Annotated in this window: 17 protein-coding genes; 11 read left to right on the plus strand and 6 right to left on the minus strand. The window is 43.6% G+C overall.

All coding sequences use genetic code 11. From position 1 onward, the window contains the following. Positions 1–97 precede the first annotated feature (97 nt). From BET10_RS09230 to BET10_RS09240, 3 genes are all read left to right on the plus strand, one after another. Positions 98–1072: a DUF4382 domain-containing protein gene (locus BET10_RS09230; RefSeq protein ID WP_070985215.1), complete on the plus strand. Its 975-nt coding sequence runs from the start codon at positions 98–100 to the stop codon at positions 1070–1072. Between the two features lie 279 nt (positions 1073–1351). After that, positions 1352–2380, plus strand: coding sequence for an efflux RND transporter periplasmic adaptor subunit (locus BET10_RS09235; protein ID WP_070985217.1), 1029 nt, complete (start codon positions 1352–1354; stop codon positions 2378–2380). Further along, entirely contained in the window at positions 2380–5481 is a 3102-nt protein-coding gene (locus BET10_RS09240; protein WP_070985219.1) for an efflux RND transporter permease subunit, read from the plus strand. The genes BET10_RS09235 and BET10_RS09240 overlap by 1 nt, the downstream gene beginning before the upstream one ends. Here the strand turns inward: BET10_RS09240 and BET10_RS09245 are convergent. Further along, entirely contained in the window at positions 5478–6461 is a 984-nt protein-coding gene (locus BET10_RS09245) for a Kelch repeat-containing protein (protein ID WP_170829125.1), read from the minus strand. The genes BET10_RS09240 and BET10_RS09245 overlap by 4 nt on opposite strands. Before the next feature lie 240 nt (positions 6462–6701). Continuing rightward, complete coding sequence (ald, locus tag BET10_RS09250; RefSeq protein WP_070985223.1) at positions 6702–7823, minus strand: alanine dehydrogenase; 1122 nt, start codon at positions 7821–7823, stop codon at positions 6702–6704. Positions 7824–7965: 142 nt separating this feature from the next. Here ald and lrp point away from each other — a divergent pair, with 142 nt between their 5' ends. The 6 genes from lrp (at position 7966) to serS (ending at position 14736) form a co-directional block, all read left to right on the plus strand. After that, complete coding sequence (gene lrp, locus BET10_RS09255; RefSeq protein WP_070985224.1) at positions 7966–8445, plus strand: leucine-responsive transcriptional regulator Lrp; 480 nt, start codon at positions 7966–7968, stop codon at positions 8443–8445. 67 nt (positions 8446–8512) lie between these two features. Beyond that, positions 8513–11071, plus strand: coding sequence for a DNA translocase FtsK (locus tag BET10_RS09260; protein WP_070985225.1), 2559 nt, complete (start codon positions 8513–8515; stop codon positions 11069–11071). Next, a complete protein-coding gene (gene lolA, locus BET10_RS09265; protein ID WP_070985226.1) occupies positions 11071–11706 on the plus strand; it encodes an outer membrane lipoprotein periplasmic chaperone LolA in 636 nt (211 codons plus the stop codon). The genes BET10_RS09260 and lolA overlap by 1 nt, the downstream gene beginning before the upstream one ends. Positions 11707–11711: 5 nt before the next feature. Then, the gene (locus BET10_RS09270; protein ID WP_070985227.1) at positions 11712–13052 is read left to right on the plus strand and encodes a replication-associated recombination protein A; all 1341 of its coding nucleotides are present in this window, start codon (positions 11712–11714) and stop codon (positions 13050–13052) included. After that, positions 13045–13425 carry a fluoride efflux transporter CrcB gene (gene crcB, locus BET10_RS09275; protein ID WP_070985228.1) on the plus strand — a complete coding sequence of 127 codons (381 nt, stop codon included), beginning with the start codon at positions 13045–13047 and terminating at the stop codon, positions 13423–13425. Before BET10_RS09270 ends, crcB begins: the two co-directional genes overlap by 8 nt. A gap of 9 nt (positions 13426–13434) precedes the next feature. Next, on the plus strand, positions 13435–14736 hold the full coding sequence (gene serS, locus BET10_RS09280; RefSeq protein WP_070985229.1) for a serine--tRNA ligase: 1302 nt from the start codon (positions 13435–13437) through the stop codon (positions 14734–14736). 81 nt (positions 14737–14817) lie between these two features. Here the strand turns inward: serS and BET10_RS09285 are convergent, their stop codons facing one another. Then, the gene (locus BET10_RS09285) at positions 14818–15228 is read right to left on the minus strand and encodes a hypothetical protein (RefSeq protein WP_070985230.1); all 411 of its coding nucleotides are present in this window, start codon (positions 15226–15228) and stop codon (positions 14818–14820) included. 185 nt (positions 15229–15413) lie between these two features. Here BET10_RS09285 and BET10_RS09290 point away from each other — a divergent pair, with 185 nt between their 5' ends. After that, positions 15414–15644 (plus strand): DUF1289 domain-containing protein, encoded by a 231-nt coding sequence (locus BET10_RS09290; protein WP_070985231.1) that lies wholly within the window; start codon positions 15414–15416, stop codon positions 15642–15644. Between the two features lie 86 nt (positions 15645–15730). On the opposite strand, the gene BET10_RS09295 is transcribed toward BET10_RS09290, so the two are convergent. Next, positions 15731–16090: a hypothetical protein gene (locus BET10_RS09295; RefSeq protein ID WP_070985232.1), complete on the minus strand. Its 360-nt coding sequence runs from the start codon at positions 16088–16090 to the stop codon at positions 15731–15733. Positions 16091–16117: 27 nt separating this feature from the next. Next, entirely contained in the window at positions 16118–16912 is a 795-nt protein-coding gene (locus BET10_RS09300; protein WP_070985233.1) for a DUF6973 domain-containing protein, read from the minus strand. A gap of 349 nt (positions 16913–17261) precedes the next feature. Between BET10_RS09300 and BET10_RS21135 the strand changes: the two genes are divergently transcribed. Then, positions 17262–17492 (plus strand): DUF1289 domain-containing protein, encoded by a 231-nt coding sequence (locus BET10_RS21135; RefSeq protein ID WP_083330488.1) that lies wholly within the window; start codon positions 17262–17264, stop codon positions 17490–17492. 42 nt (positions 17493–17534) lie between these two features. On the opposite strand, the gene BET10_RS09305 is transcribed toward BET10_RS21135, so the two are convergent. Next, positions 17535–18308: a hypothetical protein gene (locus BET10_RS09305; protein WP_070985234.1), complete on the minus strand. Its 774-nt coding sequence runs from the start codon at positions 18306–18308 to the stop codon at positions 17535–17537. Positions 18309–18550: the final 242 nt, after the last annotated feature.

Consider the following 18550-nt stretch of genomic DNA (forward strand, 5'->3'; position numbering starts at 1 on the left):
CAAAAGTGGTACTAAAGTCTGATTAAAGGTGTGTTCAGATTGGTCCTTTATACTCTAAGAACAAGTTGTGTTTTTTAGAATAATTACAGAGGTTACCATGACAAAACTTAGAGCTTTATTACCCTTGGCGGCGACAGTAGCATTAGCTGCATGTGGTGGTGGCAGCTCAGATAGTGGTTCGAATACCCCACAGCCGACCCCTTCAGATAAAACTACCATGACACTGGGAGTGTCTGATGCTGCAGTAAGCAATGTCAGTGCGGTAAACATTGTGATTGACGGTATCGTAATGAAAAAAGGCGATTCACAGCAAACCTTTGAAACCAAGGATGAGGATGGAAATCCAATTTCAATTAACCTACTTAATTACACGGGCGATCAAGTTTTTCCATTGTTAGCAGATGTAGAACTAGAAGCTGGTGAATATGAATGGTTACGAGCCAATATTGTAAACGGTACGAGCGTGGAAAATCTGTCTTTGGGATCGCACCTTACATACAATAATGACGTGCAAGTAGCACTTGATGTAAGAAGAAAAGGAAATGATGGGGTGGGTGAAATTCAAGTTAATAATGTGGTTGTCAACGAAGGCGATAACGCATTTGTATTGGAGTTTGATCTCAACCGTTCGTTAGTACTGCCTCAAAATGGTACCACGGTGTATTTAAAGCCAACGACAATTCGTCTTGAGAATACACAGACCACGTTTACGGTTTCTGGCTCTGTTTCTGAGGCGTTGAAGCAAGCATGTATCGCCGATAATTCTGAACTTGCGCCAGCTGAAGGTGAGTACAAGCATGTAGTTTACTTGTACAGCGAACAAGCTGAACAACCGAGTGATATTTTCGAGACTGACCCAGTTGATGTAAATTCTCCAATTGCGACTGCGACGTTGGACGCGGACAATGAGTTTACTATTGGGTTTATTACACCTGCAAACTACCAGATTGGATTCAGCTGTTTAGGCCATGTTGACGATCCTGAAGTTGACGACCCAGACTTCTCAATTTATCAGCAACAATCTATCGAGGTGAATGCCGATACCACGGTGACATTCGACAGCGCCTCTTAAGCAATTAATATACCCCTTCGCTTCAATATAGAACCCAAAGGAAATCATATCCTTTGGGTGCTTTCTTTACATTTGTTCATTCTTAGACTCAGTTACTGTTAGTGCTTGTAAAGTAGTGTAAAAATCATTGTTACGCTAATCTCATGTCAGTTATAAAGTTCAGCAGATAGATCTAAGTTATTGCGCCATTGCGTATTAATCTTTGTAGTTCAAACCTCGTAATGGGTCTAAGCTCAAATCCAAATGACACAATTAAGCAAAGTTAAACGAAGGAATACCATGAAGTCTCGCTCATTATTAGCGTTTATATTTTTTTATATTGTCGTGGCGTCAAATACGCTGCAGGCGAATGAGAAACGACCTGCTACCGCTGTTATTACAGCGCCAGTCGAGTTTGTGGCAACGCAAGACACGATTGAAGCGATTGGAACCAGTGAAGCGCATCGCTCTGTAATTTTGTTTCCTGCTGTGGCAGATAGAGTTACAAAAGTGAATTTTCAAAGTGCCACTATTGTGAGTAAGGGAGATATTCTATTTCAGCTTGATGATAGAAAGGAGCAGGCCCAAGCAAAACAAGCACAAATTCAGCTGGATAATGCAAAACGCGATTTACTTCGACTGCAAAGCAGCATAAAAAATGGCGCAACAACACAAAGCGCACTAGATGATGCACAGACCAAAGTAGCGCTTGCAGAGGTTGCGCTAACACAAGCGCAAAATGATATAGCAGATCACAAAGTGGTCGCACCTTTTTCAGGTGTGGTCGGACTGACAGATATTGAAGCGGGGGATTGGGTAACAAACCAAACCAGGTTGACAACACTAGATGATCGTTCAACTTTGTATATTGACTTTTATGCACCAGAACAGGCTATTGATCTAATTAAAGAGAGTACACATGTACGCGTGTCCCCATGGTATGACAGCCAAAGCCAACTCGACGCCGAGATAGCCCATGTAGACTCGCGAATAGACATCGCAAGTCGTACCATCCGTATCAAGGCTGCAATAGACAATTCGCGCGATAAATTTATTCCCGGTATGAGTTTTAAAGTTGCTCTAATGAACATCGGTAAACGATATCCTGCCATACAGGAAGCCGCATTAATGTGGGGCCCCACAGGACCATATATTTGGATTGCTGAGCAAGGCATAGCAAAACGCGTTGACGTTCAGGTCATTCAACGTCAAAAAAACCATGTATTGGTGGATGGGGACATTACTGAGCAACAAATGTTAGTTGTTGAGGGAGTTCAACGACTACGCGAGGGGCAGTCTGTTAACCCACAAATGGCGAAGGTAAACTAATGGAGAGTAAGCAACTTTTAGCAAATATACATTCTGATTTACCGTCGTTGGCAATCCGCAGACCTGTTCTAATTGTTGTTCTGAACCTACTGATTATCATCGCGGGTATTGCAGCGCTTGGCGGTGTTGAAGTAAGAGAGTTACCAGATGTAGATAGACCTAGACTAACGGTATCCGCGTCTTTTCCTGGGGGCTCGCCTGAAACAGTTGATACTGAAGTAACCAGTAAATTAGAAGGTGCCGCAGCGCGTGTTTCGGGGGTTAAATCCATAAGAGCGCAAAGTGAAGAAAACTCTAGCCGAGTAGTGGTGGAGTTTCGCCCAGGGACCAATATCGAAGATGCTGCGAATGAAACCCGCGAAGCCGTTAGTCGAATTCAACGAGAGCTACCTGAAGAAGTGGAAAGAGTATCTATCATTAAGGCTGACAACAATGCCCAAGCGGTAGTCAGTCTAACAGTCAGTAGTGATAGCCTCGACTTGGAATCCCTCACGGCAAGAGTGGAACGTGATTTAGCGCCGCAGTTTCTGACGATTCCTGGTGTTGCTGATGTTCGTTTGAATGGTGATCGAGAGCGCGTATTACGGGTTGCCTTTGAACCAATCAAACTGACCAGTTATGGGCTATCTGTTGCGGATGTTGCATCGGTGCTAAGGCAAGCACCATTTGACGTGCCTGCAGGTAGTTTAAAGTCAGTCGATCAGCAACTTATTGTGAGGGCTGACGCCACATCTGTGACTGCTGAGCAAGTTAGCTCAATGGTTATCAAAGGTGATACACGCATTGGTGATGTAGCGGCGGTTTATTTTGGTCCAGCAGATCCACGTAATATGGTGAGGTTAGATGGTAAGCCGGTCATAGGAGTTGAGGTGATTCGTCAGGCGCGCTCAAACACCATTGAGATTTCTGACGAAGTGCTCAAGTTTATCGAAAGGCAAAAGCTACGCTTTCCAGAGTTGAATATTACAGTGACTCAAGATGATGCTCAGTTTATTCGAGGATCAGTTGATGAAGTACTTCAGTCTTTATTAATTACGATTATGCTGGTGGTGATCACGCTGTGGGTTTTTATTGGCTCTTGGCGAGCTACCATAGTGCCAGCCATTGCTATTCCTATGTCGTTAATGGGGTCTGTGGCAATTATATGGTTGCTGGGGTTTTCCATAAATATACTGACTCTACTAGCACTCGTACTCGCTACTGGATTAATAGTGGATGATGCTATCGTGGTGAGTGAAAACATTCAAAGACGTAAAGCGCAAGGTTTGGCGAGTCGAGCGGCAGCGGTATTGGGAACGCGCGAGGTGTTTTTTGCGGTGATTGCGACAACCGCCGTATTGGTAGCCGTTTTTGTGCCAATTGCGTTCTTGCCCTCTACAGCAGGGCGTTTGTTTAGAGAGTTTGGTGGAGTATTGGCAGGTGCGGTCATCATTTCCTCCTTTGTAGCTCTATCTTTAGTGCCGGCGTTGACTTCTCGTCTACCAAGGAAAAGCTCGCAAAGGGCAAATATCCTAAGTCGTTTTGGACAAAAGTGTGTGGTGATTTATGGCAATCTAATCAGTTGGGTGCTCAACCATGCTTGGTTAACTTTATCGATATGTATGGTGAGTGCGTTAGCTTCTGGGCTCTTATACACTCAAATTGAAAGTGAATTATTACCCGACGAAGATAGAGGGAATATTCGTATTTTTGCGCGAGGTCCAGATGGCGTTGGACTCAACTTTATGGATCGTCAGGCTAGAGCAATGGAAGACGTGCTCTTACCGTATGTTGAGCAGCAAGAAATTGAGTCGATATACACAGTAGTGGGGCAGTGGGATCCCAACATTGTGTTTATTACCGTACCACTTAAAGACTGGTCTGAACGAGAGTTTACTCAACAGCAGATCATTAACAAAATAAGAGGACCGCTTGGTCAAATACCAGGTGCACCAGCGCGTCCGTTTGGTTCCAACAGCCTCAACTTGCGTGGTCAAGGCGGGGGCATTGAGCTGGCCCTGTTAGGTGATGATTACTTGAAAATTTTTAGGGCGGCTGAGCTGTTTAGCGCAGAGCTAGAGCGTGCTTATCCCCAGTTCAGTAAAGCGGATATTTCCTATCAACCTTCACAACCTCAACTACGAGTGAATATCGATCGCCGTAGAGCAGAGGAGTTGGGGGTGGAGCTTGCAGATATAGCAGTAACATTGCGTGCGGCGATAAACGGCGATGATGTCGCTGATTTGAACGTGGGAGATCAATCAATACCGATTATTCTCCAAGCGCAAAATTACGTGGTACAGACACCTGCGGACTTAGCCAACCTTTATGTCAACAGTCGTAATGGGAAGCTGGTGCCTTTAGCCAGTGTTGCGACGTTAAGTGAGGAAGGCGTTGCAGCTGAGCTTGAGCGTTTCGCGCAGCGACGAGCGATTGAGATGGATTTAGAGTTACCGACAGAGATGACGATGAGTGAGGCGGTGGAGATATTGCGCTCATTGGCACATGAAAAGTTGCCAGCTGGGATTGATTTGGCGTTCAAAGGAGAAGCATTGACCTTTGAAGAAACCGCTTATGAAGTGATGCTTACTTATGTTCTTGCTTTTGTAATAGTGCTATTGGTTTTAGCGGCGCAGTTTGAAAGTGTGAACAGTGCAGTTGTGGTTATGATAACCGTACCCTTTGGCATTGCTGCGGCTATTCTTGCGTTGGAACTATCAGGTACAAGCTTAAACATCTACTCTCAAATAGGGCTCGTGATGTTGATAGGCTTACTGGCTAAAAATGCGATATTGCTTGTGGAGTTTGCAGATCAGTTACGAGATCATGGTCATGACGTAAGAACTGCAATTCAGCGCGCAGCTATGGTACGTTTTAGACCGATCACCATGACTTTGTTTTCAACGTTATTGGGGGCGTTACCACTTATATTGTCAGTGGGAGCAGGTGCTGAGGCACGCAATGCGATAGGCTGGGTTGTATTTGGCGGGCTAGGAATTTCGGTGTTTTACACCTTATTCTTAACTCCGGTCATTTATTTAGGCTTAGCACGATTTGCTAAACCAAGAGCGGATGAAACCAAGCGGTTGCAAAATGAATTGGCGCAGGCACAGGATATTTAACAAAGAGTCTCTAATTTAAGCAATTCAACTGCGTTGGTGGTATTTTCGCCGCCAGCGCGTTCGGCTCCACCTACCAAGTATATCCCTTCTTTGGTGGCTACAGCACCTAAACCGTGTCGGGTGCTAGTCATCGACAGTGGCAGTGTTTGCCATGTGTCTAGAGCAAAATCATATTGCCAGATATGGTTAAAGGTTTTGGTATGCATCATAGGTTTACCGAATTGGTTCATTGTATATTGGTACTGTTCACCGCCAAATACATAAATTTTATGACCCGTTAAAGCTGCTGCAATGCCAGAACATGGCTTCGGTGTTGGGGCAAGCTCAAACCATTTATCGGCTCGGTGGTCGTAGAAGTCGACGCGTGATTGATTTTTGTGTTGCTCATCTTGAATGCGTCCGCCGATAAAGATACAGCCTTTATCTAACTCAACACAGGCGCCGGAGTTTCTGGCTAGTGGAAGAGGAGCGGCACTTTGCCACTGGGTTCCATCAAAAAATACATGGTCCGCCACATCCGTTAAATTACCGCTGGAGATACCCCGACCCGAGATCACATGCACATTTCCCGAGATATTTGCGTATCCTGACTCCGCCTGAGGGTTAGGAAGAGGCTTGGCTTGATGCCAATGATTATCCAAGTGAGAAAGGATAAAGGTATCACCTCTTACTTGCCAGGGGTCTGCTTTACTGGCTGCAAAGCCACCAAGGGCCATGATACCTTGTTGGCTGCTCACTAACCCTAGGTGATGTCGCTTCACTGGTAAGGTAGGGCCTAAACGCCAAGCTTGTTTGCTAAGATCAAATAAGTAGCAATTGTGTGACGCGTTCATAATCCCCATGGTAGCTTGTTCGGAAGCACTTTGTTCGAGGGCGCCTGCCACAACTATATGGTTCTCGTACAAACAGGGATAAATCTCTTGTAAGCGCTTCGGTAAACTTGGTTTATTCACCCAATTAGCTTTTTGTCTTGTTGTCAAAGCGGACGCCATTGATGTGCTTGCTAAAAGCCCTAGACATGCCAACTTGTTAATAAACGCCCGACGATCCATGCTTGTCCCTTAAAAATAAACACATAAAACATATCAAATATAGGACGGTTGGCAATAAATTTTGCACATCCTTGTAAATGAAAGTAAATAAAAGATATGTTATTTGTAAAGGATGAATTTCTGACATAAAAAAACCCACGCAGTGCGTGGGTTTTTCACGTTATTTAATTAAGCGTTTTCAAGTGCTGTACGTGGGTCAACATATTCCATATTGAAGCCTTCAGCTACTTCTTTACAAGTGATTTGACCGTTCAGTACGTTCAAGCCATCCATAAAGTGCTTGTCTTCAAGTAGTGCAGCTTTATAGCCTTTGTTTGCAAGCTTAATAATGTACGGTAGTGTTGCATTATTTAAAGCAAACGTTGAAGTACGTGGCACAGCGCCTGGCATGTTAGCAACACAGTAGTGAACAACGTCATCAACAATGTATGTTGGCTCAGCATGTGTAGTTGCTTTAGAAGTTGCAATACAACCACCTTGGTCGATAGCAACGTCAACGATAGCTGCACCTGGCTTCATCGCTTTGATGTGCTCAGCAGTAACCAGCTTAGGAGCTGCAGCGCCTGGAATAAGTACGCCACCTATTACAAGGTCAGCCTCTAGTACATGCTTCTCTAGCGCATCAGCTGTTGAGTAAACAGCTTTAGCTTGGCTACCAAACTGTGCGTTAAGTGAGCGTAAAACATCGATATTACGGTCAAGAATCGTTACGTCAGCACCTAAACCTACAGCCATTTGAGCTGCGTTACGGCCAACCATACCACCGCCGATTACAACTACTTTTGCAGGTTCAACACCTGGCACGCCACCTAGCAACATACCACGGCCTTCGCGAGACTTCTCTAGCGCTTGTGCGCCAGCTTGGATAGACATACGTCCAGCAACTTCTGACATTGGTGCTAGAAGTGGTAAACCACCACGAGCATCAGTAACTGTTTCGTATGCGATACAGATAGACTTGCTCTTAACTAGATCTTCTGTTTGTGGAAGATCTGGTGCTAAGTGAAGGTAAGTAAATAGGATTTGACCTTCACGTAACATTGCGCGTTCAACAGCTTGAGGCTCTTTTACTTTTACGATCATATCTGCTTGAGCAAATACTTCTGCAGCTGTATTTAATACAGTAGCGCCAACTTCAACATAATCTTCATCAGTAAAACCGATGCCGATACCAGCATTGGTTTCAACGATAACTTGGTGGCCGTGGTTAATTAGTTCACGAACACTCGCAGGAACCATACCTACGCGGTACTCGTGGTTTTTAATTTCTTTAGGTACACCGATAATCATAATAAATCGCCTCTAAAATAGAACGGGATAAAATTTTCGACTATTATATATATGCATATCCAGTGTGTCCTACCTTTTTACATTGTTTCAGTAGTGATATACACTAATATAACTCACCAAACAGTAGAAAAAACTATATTAAATGCATCAACAATTAGATCGAATCGACAGGAAAATTTTAGTCGAATTACAAAAAGATGGTCGGATTTCTAATGTAGAACTCGCGCGGCGCATAGGTTTGAGCGCGACGCCGTGTTTAGAGCGGGTAAAAAAACTAGAACGCGAAGGCTATATTCGAGGTTATAAAGCGGTAGTGGATCCTGCTAAGCTTGGACAAGGACTGCTAGTTTACGTTGAAATTACCATAAACAAGAACTCACCTGATGTATTTGACCGCTTCAATCAAGCTGTGCGCCAGCATGATGAAATAATAGAATGCCATCTTGTTTCGGGAAATTTCGACTTCCTTCTTAAAACTCGAGTTACAGATATGTCTGAGTACCGTGGCGTACTCGGAGAAATTCTGTTGAAATTACCCAATGTCAGTGAGAGTCGTACCTATGTGGTGATGGAAGAAGTTAAGGGTGAAGAGGGTGAGGTGATAAAACCCTATGCACCATGAGCGATTTCTTGGTAAGGTGTGACAATAAATTGTTAATAAAAGAACAAAAATAGGGGAAAACGCCAGTATGCGTCTAAATGGTGTACAACGCCTCCTTGAAACTGGGTTAATTATCAGTACAGCAACAGCAATTTTCATTTTGTGTGCTTTGATTAGCTTTGACCCAGCTGATCCTGCATGGTCGCAAACCAGTGAATATGTTCAGGTTAAAAATATAACTGGCTCAGCGGGAGCTTGGGTCGCTGACATTCTGTTGGTGAGTCTAGGTTGGCTTGCTTTTTTGGTGCCTGCGGGCATTCAAGTTCTCGGTTATCTGCTGTTCAAAAAGCCCCATAAAATTCTACAGCTCGATTATACGACGTTGGGGCTACGTGTAATTGGCTTAACCTTATTTGTTACCTCAGCCAGTGCAATTAGTAGTATTAATTTTGATGATATATTTAGCGTCTCATCTGGCGGTGTAGTAGGTGATGTCGTAGCTGGGGCTATGATGCCAGCCTTTAATTTTACGGGTACATCTATTTTACTCCTGTGTTTCTTCTTTGCTGGTTTAACATTGCTAACAGGCGTGTCTTGGGTTGAATTCGTTGATTACCTTGGTGCAAAAGTGGTTCAGTTTTTCCGTTGGATATCAGGAAAGCTGGCGCAGCGCCAATCGCGTTTATCCGGTGAAAATCATCAAGAACCAGATGTAACAAATATTGCTAATGCCGCAATAGACAACGTACCTGAAGATAATGACTTTGATGTTCATATGGATGAACAACCTGAACCCGCACAAAAAACGAAGCTATTGAGTTTAAAAGATAAGCTGTTTGCGAAGAAAGCAGCTACAGATACACAGCTGAATCAGAATCAACCGCAATCACGCCCAGACGTATTCGACGAGCTAGATGATATTTTGGAGCAGGAGATTAATTTCTCAGCCATTGATGATGAAGGGTTTGACACTGCATCTGCACTGAATGCTCTGGACGAGTCCGCCGCTGAGCCTCAACCAAAACAAACGACGGTCGTTTCTCCTGCAAGGCCACTGAAACAGAATAAGCCAGAGCAAGCGCAATCTAGCTATACGCCACCGCCAACAGCGAAAGAAAAATTTGAGGCACTGCTCGAAGAGCGCCCACCAATGGACCCTCTACCTTCACTGGATTTGCTTGATAGACCCGATAAGCAAAAAAATCCGATTTCAAAAGAGGAATTGGACGCAGTATCACGTCTAGTTGAAGTCAAATTACTCGATTTTAATATTCAGGCAAGTGTGGTGGGTGTATATCCAGGCCCAGTTGTTACCCGTTTTGAATTAGATCTAGCGCCAGGTATTAAGGTGGCGAAAATTACCGGCCTTGCGAAAGACTTAGCGCGTTCGTTGTCTGCGGTTAGCGTTCGTGTTGTTGAAGTGATCCCAGGTAAAACCTATGTCGGTCTTGAGCTGCCAAACAAACATCGTGAGATAGTGCGCTTGTCAGAGGTTATCAATGCGCCTAAATTTGAACAAAACGCGTCACCGCTTACCATGGTGCTGGGTAAAGATATTGCAGGCCAGCCGGTGGTTGCTGACCTTGCAAAAATGCCACACCTATTAGTTGCGGGTACAACTGGCTCGGGTAAGTCAGTGGGCGTTAATGTGATGATATTAAGCTTGCTCTACAAGTCACCGCCTGAAGATGTGCGAATGATTATGATTGACCCTAAAATGCTTGAGTTGTCGGTTTATGAAGGCATACCCCATTTATTGTGTGAGGTTGTTACTGACATGAAAGAAGCATCGAACGCTTTGCGTTGGTGTGTCGGCGAGATGGAGCGTCGCTATAAGTTAATGTCAGCGCTGGGCGTGCGTAATCTAAAAGGGTACAATCAAAAAGTGCTGGATGCTAAGGCAGCAGGTCATCCGATACTCGATCCGTTGTTTAAAGACACAGATGGCATGGCAACGGGCCCAGAGGAGCTTGATAAGTTACCGAGTATTGTTGTGGTGATAGACGAGTTTGCTGACATGATGATGATTGTGGGCAAAAAAGTGGAAGAGCTGATAGCGCGTATTGCACAAAAGGCGCGTGCGGCGGGTATCCACTTAGTGCTAGCCACTCAGCGTCCTTCGGTTGATGTTATTACAGGTTTGATCAAGGCCAATATCCCAACTCGTATGGCGTTTCAGGTATCCAGTAAAATCGACTCAAGAACGATATTAGATCAACAAGGCGCAGAAAACCTATTGGGTATGGGTGATATGCTGTACTTACCTCCAGGCACAAGTGTTCCTGTGCGAGTGCATGGCGCGTTTGTAGATGATCATGAAGTACATGCGGTAGTGAGTGATTGGAAAGCGCGTGGTAAGCCTAACTACATTGAAGAGATTTTGTGTGGCGATGCGGCAGAAGACATACTGCTACCAGGAGAAGCGCCTGAAGGAGGGGATGACGAGTCGGACCCACTTTATGACGAAGCGGTTGGGTTTGTTATTGAGTCCGGTAAGGTCTCTGTATCAAGCGTACAACGCAAATTACGTGTTGGCTATAACCGAGCTGCACGTTTAGTAGAACAAATGGAAGCATCTGGTGTTGTCAGTGCGCCAGGGCATAACGGTGCCCGAGAAGTGCTGGTACCTAGAGGTGGAGCAAATTAATGATTTTAAGTAAGTACCTAACCAAATCAGCTGTAGTTGTTTTAGGTTTAGCTTTTAGTGCAAATGTTTTGGCTGATGCTGCAAGTGAGCTTAAGGAAAAATTGAATTATATCAATACTTTTCAAGCGTCCTTTGCTCAGCAAGTACTGGATGAACAAGGTAACATATTACAACAAGGGAGCGGCAATATTGCACTTGCTCACCCAATGAAAATTCGCTGGCAGCAAATCCAGCCAGATGAAACGCTTTTTGTGTCAGATGGTACAAAAGCTTATTACTACGATATGTTTGCTGAGCAAGTTACGGTGATGCGCTCTGCCGGACTGGTTGATACAACGCCATTTGTACTTTTGACTACACGAGAAGACGAGCAGTGGGCTAAGTATCAGGTGAATCACACAGATGTGGGATATCAAATAAAGCCCAGAGAGGGAGTTGAGTCTCAGGTTGAAATGCTCGAAGTGCAGTTTTCTGATCAGCAGAGCTTAGATTCAGTGAGTGTAAAAGATGTGTCAGGGCAAACTTCAACATTTAGCTTCCATGATGGGCAGTTGAATAAGGAGTTAGAAGGTGCTTTGTTTAGCTTCACTGTTCCGCAGGGGGTGGTGGTTGATGATCAAACTCAGGGCGAGTAACGGTTTTGACGAGCCTAGGTTTTAATTTTGCACCCGATGTAAGACCCTTGGCCGCTAGAATGCGGCCAACTTGTCTTGAGCAATATATTGGACAGTCACATATTCTCAGCCCTGAGCAGCCACTCTATAAAGCCATTGCCGCAGGTCATTGTCACAGTTTGATCGTCTGGGGGCCTCCTGGGGTTGGGAAAACTACACTTGCTGAAGTGATAGCTCATCACGCCAGCGCCGAGCTAACTCAACTGTCAGCCGTAACCTCAGGTGTAAAGGAAATACGTGAAGCCGTACTTGAGGCTAAAGGGCGCTTGTCGCAAGGGCGTAGAACCTTGTTATTTGTTGATGAGGTGCACAGATTTAATAAGTCTCAACAAGATGCCTTTTTACCTTATATTGAAGATGGCACCTTTATCTTCATCGGGGCGACCACCGAAAACCCAAGCTTTGCTCTAAATAACGCTATTTTGTCACGCGCACGGGTCTACACCTTAAAAGCGCTAACAGAAGATGAACTTGTTAAAGTACTCACAAGGGCAATTGAGTTTGATGAGCAGCTTAAACAGCTTGTCATTGATATCCCAGAAAAGGCCCTTGTGGCCATAGCCAAAGCCAGCTCAGGTGATGCACGAAAGGCACTGAATTTGTTAGAACAGGCCGTTGATTTGGCTGAACGAAATGAAAATCGCGTGGTAATTGATTCTGATGTTCTGACCCATGTATTACCTAGCCATTTGGCCAAATACGACAAAGGCGGTGATATTTATTACGATTTAATCTCCGCATTTCATAAGTCTGTTCGAGGTAGCAGCCCAGACGCCGCTTTGTATTGGTATTGTCGGATATTGGCTGGTGGAGGAGACCCACTTTATGTCGCCAGACGGCTACTGGCCATCGCCACAGAGGACATAGGCAACGCAGATCCTCGAGCGATGCAAGTAGCCCTTAATGCTTGGGATATCTACCAACGAGTTGGGCCAAGTGAGGGGGAGCGAGCAATTGCTCAAGCCACAATTTATTTAGCCAGCGCGGCAAAAAGTAATGCAGTTTATACGGCGTTTAATCAGGCCAAACAAGACGCGGCCAGTGATCCCGACTTTGAAGTTCCCTTGCACTTAAGAAATGCACCAACATCTTTGATGAAAGAGCTCGGTTATGGTGAACAGTACCGTTATGCCCATAACGAAAGCGGCGCGTTTGCTGCGGGTGAAAACTACTTTCCAGAGCAAATAAAAGATAGGCAATATTATCAGCCAACAGACCGTGGTCTTGAAAAGCAAATCAAATCTAAACTAGAGTATCTGCAACAGCAAAACCTACAAAGTGACATGAAAAGATATCAAAATGATTAAAATGTACCTAACAATTGCACTTGGTGGGGCAGCTGGCGCCTGTTTACGGTTCTTCATCAGTGATATGATGTTAAAACTGTTCGGTAAGGGATTCCCTTTTGGTACATTGACCGTTAATATTCTCGGTTCATTGTTAATGGGTGTTCTTTTCGGTTTAATAGAAAAACAAATTATTTCCGTTAGCCCAGCCAAGACTTTAATAGGAATTGGCTTTTTAGGCGCATTAACGACTTTTTCTACATTTTCAATGGACTCAGTGCTGCTATTGCAGCAAGGGCAGATTATGAAAATGGCTCTTAATGTCACACTCAACGTGGTTGTGTGTATTTTTATGGCTTGGTTGGGCCTTTGCTTGGTCATGCAAAAAGGTTAAATATAGCAAATGTTAGATTCAAAATACTTACGTCAAGACATTGCAGAAGCAGCAGCACGCTTAGCGAAGCGAGGCTTTGATCTGGATGTTGAAGCAATTACCGCGCTAGAAGAAAAGCGCAAAGCACTACAAACTCAAACTCAAGAACTACAAAGCGAGCGTAACAGCCGTTCCAAAGCCATTGGTCAAGCAAAAGCGAAAGGTGAAGACGTTCAACCTTTAATGGATGCAGTTGCCAACTTAGGCGATCAATTAAGTGCAGCAAAAGCTGAACAAGACCGTATTCTTGAGCAGTTAAATGATATCGCAATGGCTTTGCCTAATTTACCCGCTGAAGACGTGCCAGCAGGTAATGATGAAAGTGACAATGTTGAAATATTGAAGTGGGGTGAGCCTAAACAATATGATTTTGAAGTAAAAGATCATGTTGATTTGGGAGAAGCTTTGGGCAAAGGACTCGACTTTGAAGCAGGTGTTAAGCTCAGTGGTTCACGTTTTACCGTGATGCGTGGCGGTATCGCGCGCATGCACCGTGCCCTTGTACAGTTTATGTTAGACACCCACACTGACAAAAACGGGTATACAGAAATGTATGTGCCGTATTTGGTTAATAAAGACAGTCTTTATGGTACGGGCCAATTACCAAAGTTTGCTGAAGACTTGTTCCACACAAAAGGTTTGGTGAGCGACGAGGGTGTTGAGCAAGACGGCTTTAGCTTAATTCCAACAGCAGAGGTACCGCTAACAAACTGTGCACGTGACGAAATTTTCGATGAGAAAGAGCTACCAATTCGTATGACCGCGCATACACCATGTTTTAGAAGCGAAGCGGGCAGTTATGGTCGTGATACGCGTGGACTTATTCGCCAGCACCAATTTGATAAAGTTGAGCTTGTTCAGCTGGTTAAACCAGAAGATTCAATGGCTGCGCTTGAAGAGTTAACAGGCCATGCTGAGCAAATCTTACAAGCGCTAGAACTACCTTATCGCAAGGTTGTACTTTGTACGGGTGATATGGGCTTCGGCGCGACAAAAACTTACGACCTTGAGGTGTGGTTACCGGCTCAAAATACGTATCGTGAAATTTCTTCTTGCTCAAATATGTGGGACTTCCAAGCCCGTCGTATGCAGGCTAGATTCCGTCGTCAGGGTGAGAAAAAACCTGAACTACTACATACACTAAATGGCTCTGGGTTGGCTGTAGGGCGCACTTTAGTTGCTATCTTAGAGAACTACCAACAAGCAGATGGCAGTGTTGTAGTACCCAGTGTATTACGTCCTTACATGGGCGGTTTAGAAGTTATTAAATAACCTAACTTTGTATCAAAGAATTATAAAAACGCCCGTTAATCATACGGGCGTTTTTGTATATGCGACTTGTAATATAGTCTGTTAGAAATGGAACTCGTGAACAGAGTACATATGCTCTTGTCCTGAGCAGTCGGTCGCAATGGCTGAAGTAGGTTTAAAATTACTACCAATAAACCATTTTGCTGTCATACGTGAGCCGTCTGGGCAGTAGTCTCCTAACGTGTGAGCGATGTCGCGGCCCGCAGCGATATCAGCGGGTACATTCTTATTCCAGTAAACGCGAACTTCATTGTGTGGAGGAATACCACCAAGCTGTTTGTAATACACTTTCATTGGATACCAACGAGTTACAGCTCCATTACATGAGTCTGACTGGCATTTGAGGTAGACATAACTGTATGAGTATTTGAGCACGCCATCATCATTATTTGCTGATGATGGGAGAGAAAACACACCGCATGTGAGCAGTGAAGCTAATAATACCTTTTTCATTTTTTATCCTTAAATTTTTAGAACATTATTAGGTACAAAATAGTGTACCTATTATGTTTTATAGCATATTTGTAAAAATAAAGTGAAGTTAATGTTTTGTTTTTGGTAATGGGATTGAGTGATGGGCATGGCGAGAGGTTTTAAATCAAACGATCTTTTATATAGTTAATATAGGAGGCTGAATCATGATTGAACGTCAAACTGGTGAAGATAAACCAATAGAGTCACCTTGTGTTAGGAACTGCTGTTTGAATGACAAAGATGTATGCTTAGGTTGTGGAAGAACGTTGGCTGAGATCCTCGCATGGGATAAGGCGGATACAGTGCAGCGTTTGAAGATATTGGAGCGTTGCGAACGGCGAAAAAAGAATATAGCGGCACCAATATACACCAATAATCGATGTGTGAAGAGGTAATAATACAGTGGTAAGCCGATGTCTCACCACTGTTTAAAAAGAGCTATTTGAATCGACAGGCATTGAGTTTTGGGAACGCTACCATCTCAATCCAAATTGATCTGAAACTTTGCTTTTCCACATACTTTGTTAGTAGCCACCTCTATATAGCCACATATGAGGTGGCTAGACTGAGATGTATTAGATTTCAGAGTTAAATCACCAACCGCGTGGCCCTGTTGCGCAATAGCATCGTTAATCAGCTTTGCCGGTACAAAAATTTCTTTAGTGCTTTTGGCTGCAACAGAAAATGTATCTAATACCTCACTGTTCACGGTATAGAACTGCAAAGTCTCGTTGTGTTCGGTGCTATTTTTTATAACAACAGACACGCCGACAGGTGAAGGTTGGCAACCCATGAATGACATAGAAATTAGTAATACACTGACTAAATGAGTAACTTTCATTTTTTACCTCACGGGTTGCTTAGAGAGTTAGTTAAGCCAATATAGCTGACCAGTAACTCTCTGATTTGACTTAACCTTATCGCGTACGCGTTCTATCAATGTATCATCTGAAGTATATACAATCGAGTCATTCCAATGCCAACAATCGCGTCCTTCTTTGTTATTGTGTAAGTCCATTTTTTGGTGTTCACTTTCTAAGTTTCCATCTCTGGCTACTTTATTTAGCTCTTCTTGTGACTTTTGCTCGTGCGCAGTAGCAAACTGATAGGCCCAAAACTCACTGATGTATTTGCTCATTAAGGCATTCCAAATAGCGTGTCTGAATGCATCGGACTCATCGCCGAGACCATTGAAGCCATATTCGTTATTTGTATAAGTATACGCTTTGTCTTTTGTTATATCGGTTATGTATGCGTTCGCTGGGCTTGCAACTACCAAGGCTTTTTCATAGGTATTTAAGCTGTTCCATTGAGAACGAATAACTTCATAAGAAGCTTGAATGCTAACAGAGCCTTGATTTAAAGCGTGCATCTGCCCCTGTTGAAAGCCGTTTGGCATGTTGTCGATTAAAGATACAATGTCTTCAACAGAAAGGTGTGGGTTTTGCTGCTTTGTTTGCTCAATAAATTCGTAGAATAGCGCCTTAGATTGAGAGTGCGGAAGTGATGCATACTTGGCGTTACCCATTATTGAAGTTATATCGCTCTGCTGGAGTGCACTGCCCAGCTCGATGCCTGAGGATAAATTTTCTTCATTCGCAAATGTGTAGTTAGCGCCAAGAGAAAGTGCAACACTCATTGTAATTACTGTTAGTTTTTTCATTTTCATTCCTTGTTATATTCCATTTGGTACCGATATTGGGGTTTTATGTTATAATAATGGGGTGTTTTTGGTCAATTATTTTAATTTGTTGTTTCTTTAAGTTTTTGCCAATGATTTTTATGACTATTAGAGAGTGGATTTGTAGCACTTAGTGTCAATTGTATTTGCTTAGAGATGTGTCTATGAGTAGCGAATGCAGTGACTTCACTGTTAGAAGTTAACCGTCGGGTCGGTAGGGATACTTGCATAGAGTGTTACAGGGACATGGGCCTAAAGTTTAAGGAAAATAGCCCTGCCAGGGATTTTAAATCAAACGATCTCTTATATAGTTAATATAGGAGGCGAAGTTATGAATAAACATCCATATGGTGAAAATCAACCAGTAGAGTCGCCTTGTGTGAGGAGCTGCTGTTTGAATGACAAAGATGTATGTTTAGGGTGTGGCAGAACGTTAGCTGAAATTCTCGCGTGGGGTAAGGCGGATACAGTGCAGCGTTTAAAGATATTAGAGTGCAGCGAGCGGCGAAAAAAGCATATCGCGGCACCAATATATACCAATACTCGATGTGTGAAGAGGTAAAACAGTGATGAAGCGATATCTCATCACTGTTTAAAAAGAGCGCTATTTGAATCGACAGGCATTGAGTTTAGGAACACTGCCATCCAATAACTTGGAAAAAGCCATTGCACCGCCAGCAGGTGCACCGACCGCTAATTTAGTGCCAGTTGTTGATACGCTAGAGACCGAGCACATCTGGTTATAGTAATCTTGATCACAACACTCATTATTCTCATTTTTTGCACCGGGTTCACACGACCAAGGACCTGCGATTTGGAATCGCTTTGTCGGATTTTGACTGGGCGGACAGGCACACACAATCTCATTATCCTTAATGTACCCGAGTCCAGGAAAGCTTTCTCCTTGGGTGCTATTAAAGCAAATACCACCATCACATTGCGCGCTATATGCTTCATCACTTGTTTGACCTGAGCAAGTATAAAACCCCATAGGTGGGCCCAATTTTTCTTCTTTTGGATTGTAGTCCGCTTCTAGTTGTCTTGGGGTGGCGTAGGTACTCACAGTAAACTCATCCTCTTTTCCTTGCAGTAGTAAGTCACACACATTTTTATCTTGACCATTTTCCTGATAATTAAATGATAAAGAGATACTTTGTTCATTTAGCACCTCGCATTTACAATAGGCGACACTATCTAGTGTCCAGCATGTTGCTGTTGCGCACAGTGCAAATCGATTGTATGCATTGCCATCGGTTGGGCACTTAACTAGCGGTTGAGATGGTTGATAGCTGCTTTGAGAGCCTTGGGTTGTGGTGTTTGCAGCGTTGACTGTATATGTGCAAATAAGTCCTAAACACATGGCAATAATTTTTAGCATAATTATGTCCTTTTATGGCAAATGGCTTTGATAGAGCTCTTTAAATGTAGCGTATTAAAAATTCCTCACATTAATTTATGCTTCTATATCTGAGCTGCCTTTTGAGTTGACAGGTTTGTACTATACTTTTGAACAATACTTCCTTAGCTCAGTGTTATATGAACTATCTATGTGCAGTTACGTTAATATTTTGCTTCATACATTGCCCCGTCATTGCTAGTGAAAAAAATGAACAGCAAGGT

The organism is Pseudoalteromonas amylolytica (assembly GCF_001854605.1).
GTDB lineage: Bacteria > Pseudomonadota > Gammaproteobacteria > Enterobacterales > Alteromonadaceae > Pseudoalteromonas > Pseudoalteromonas amylolytica.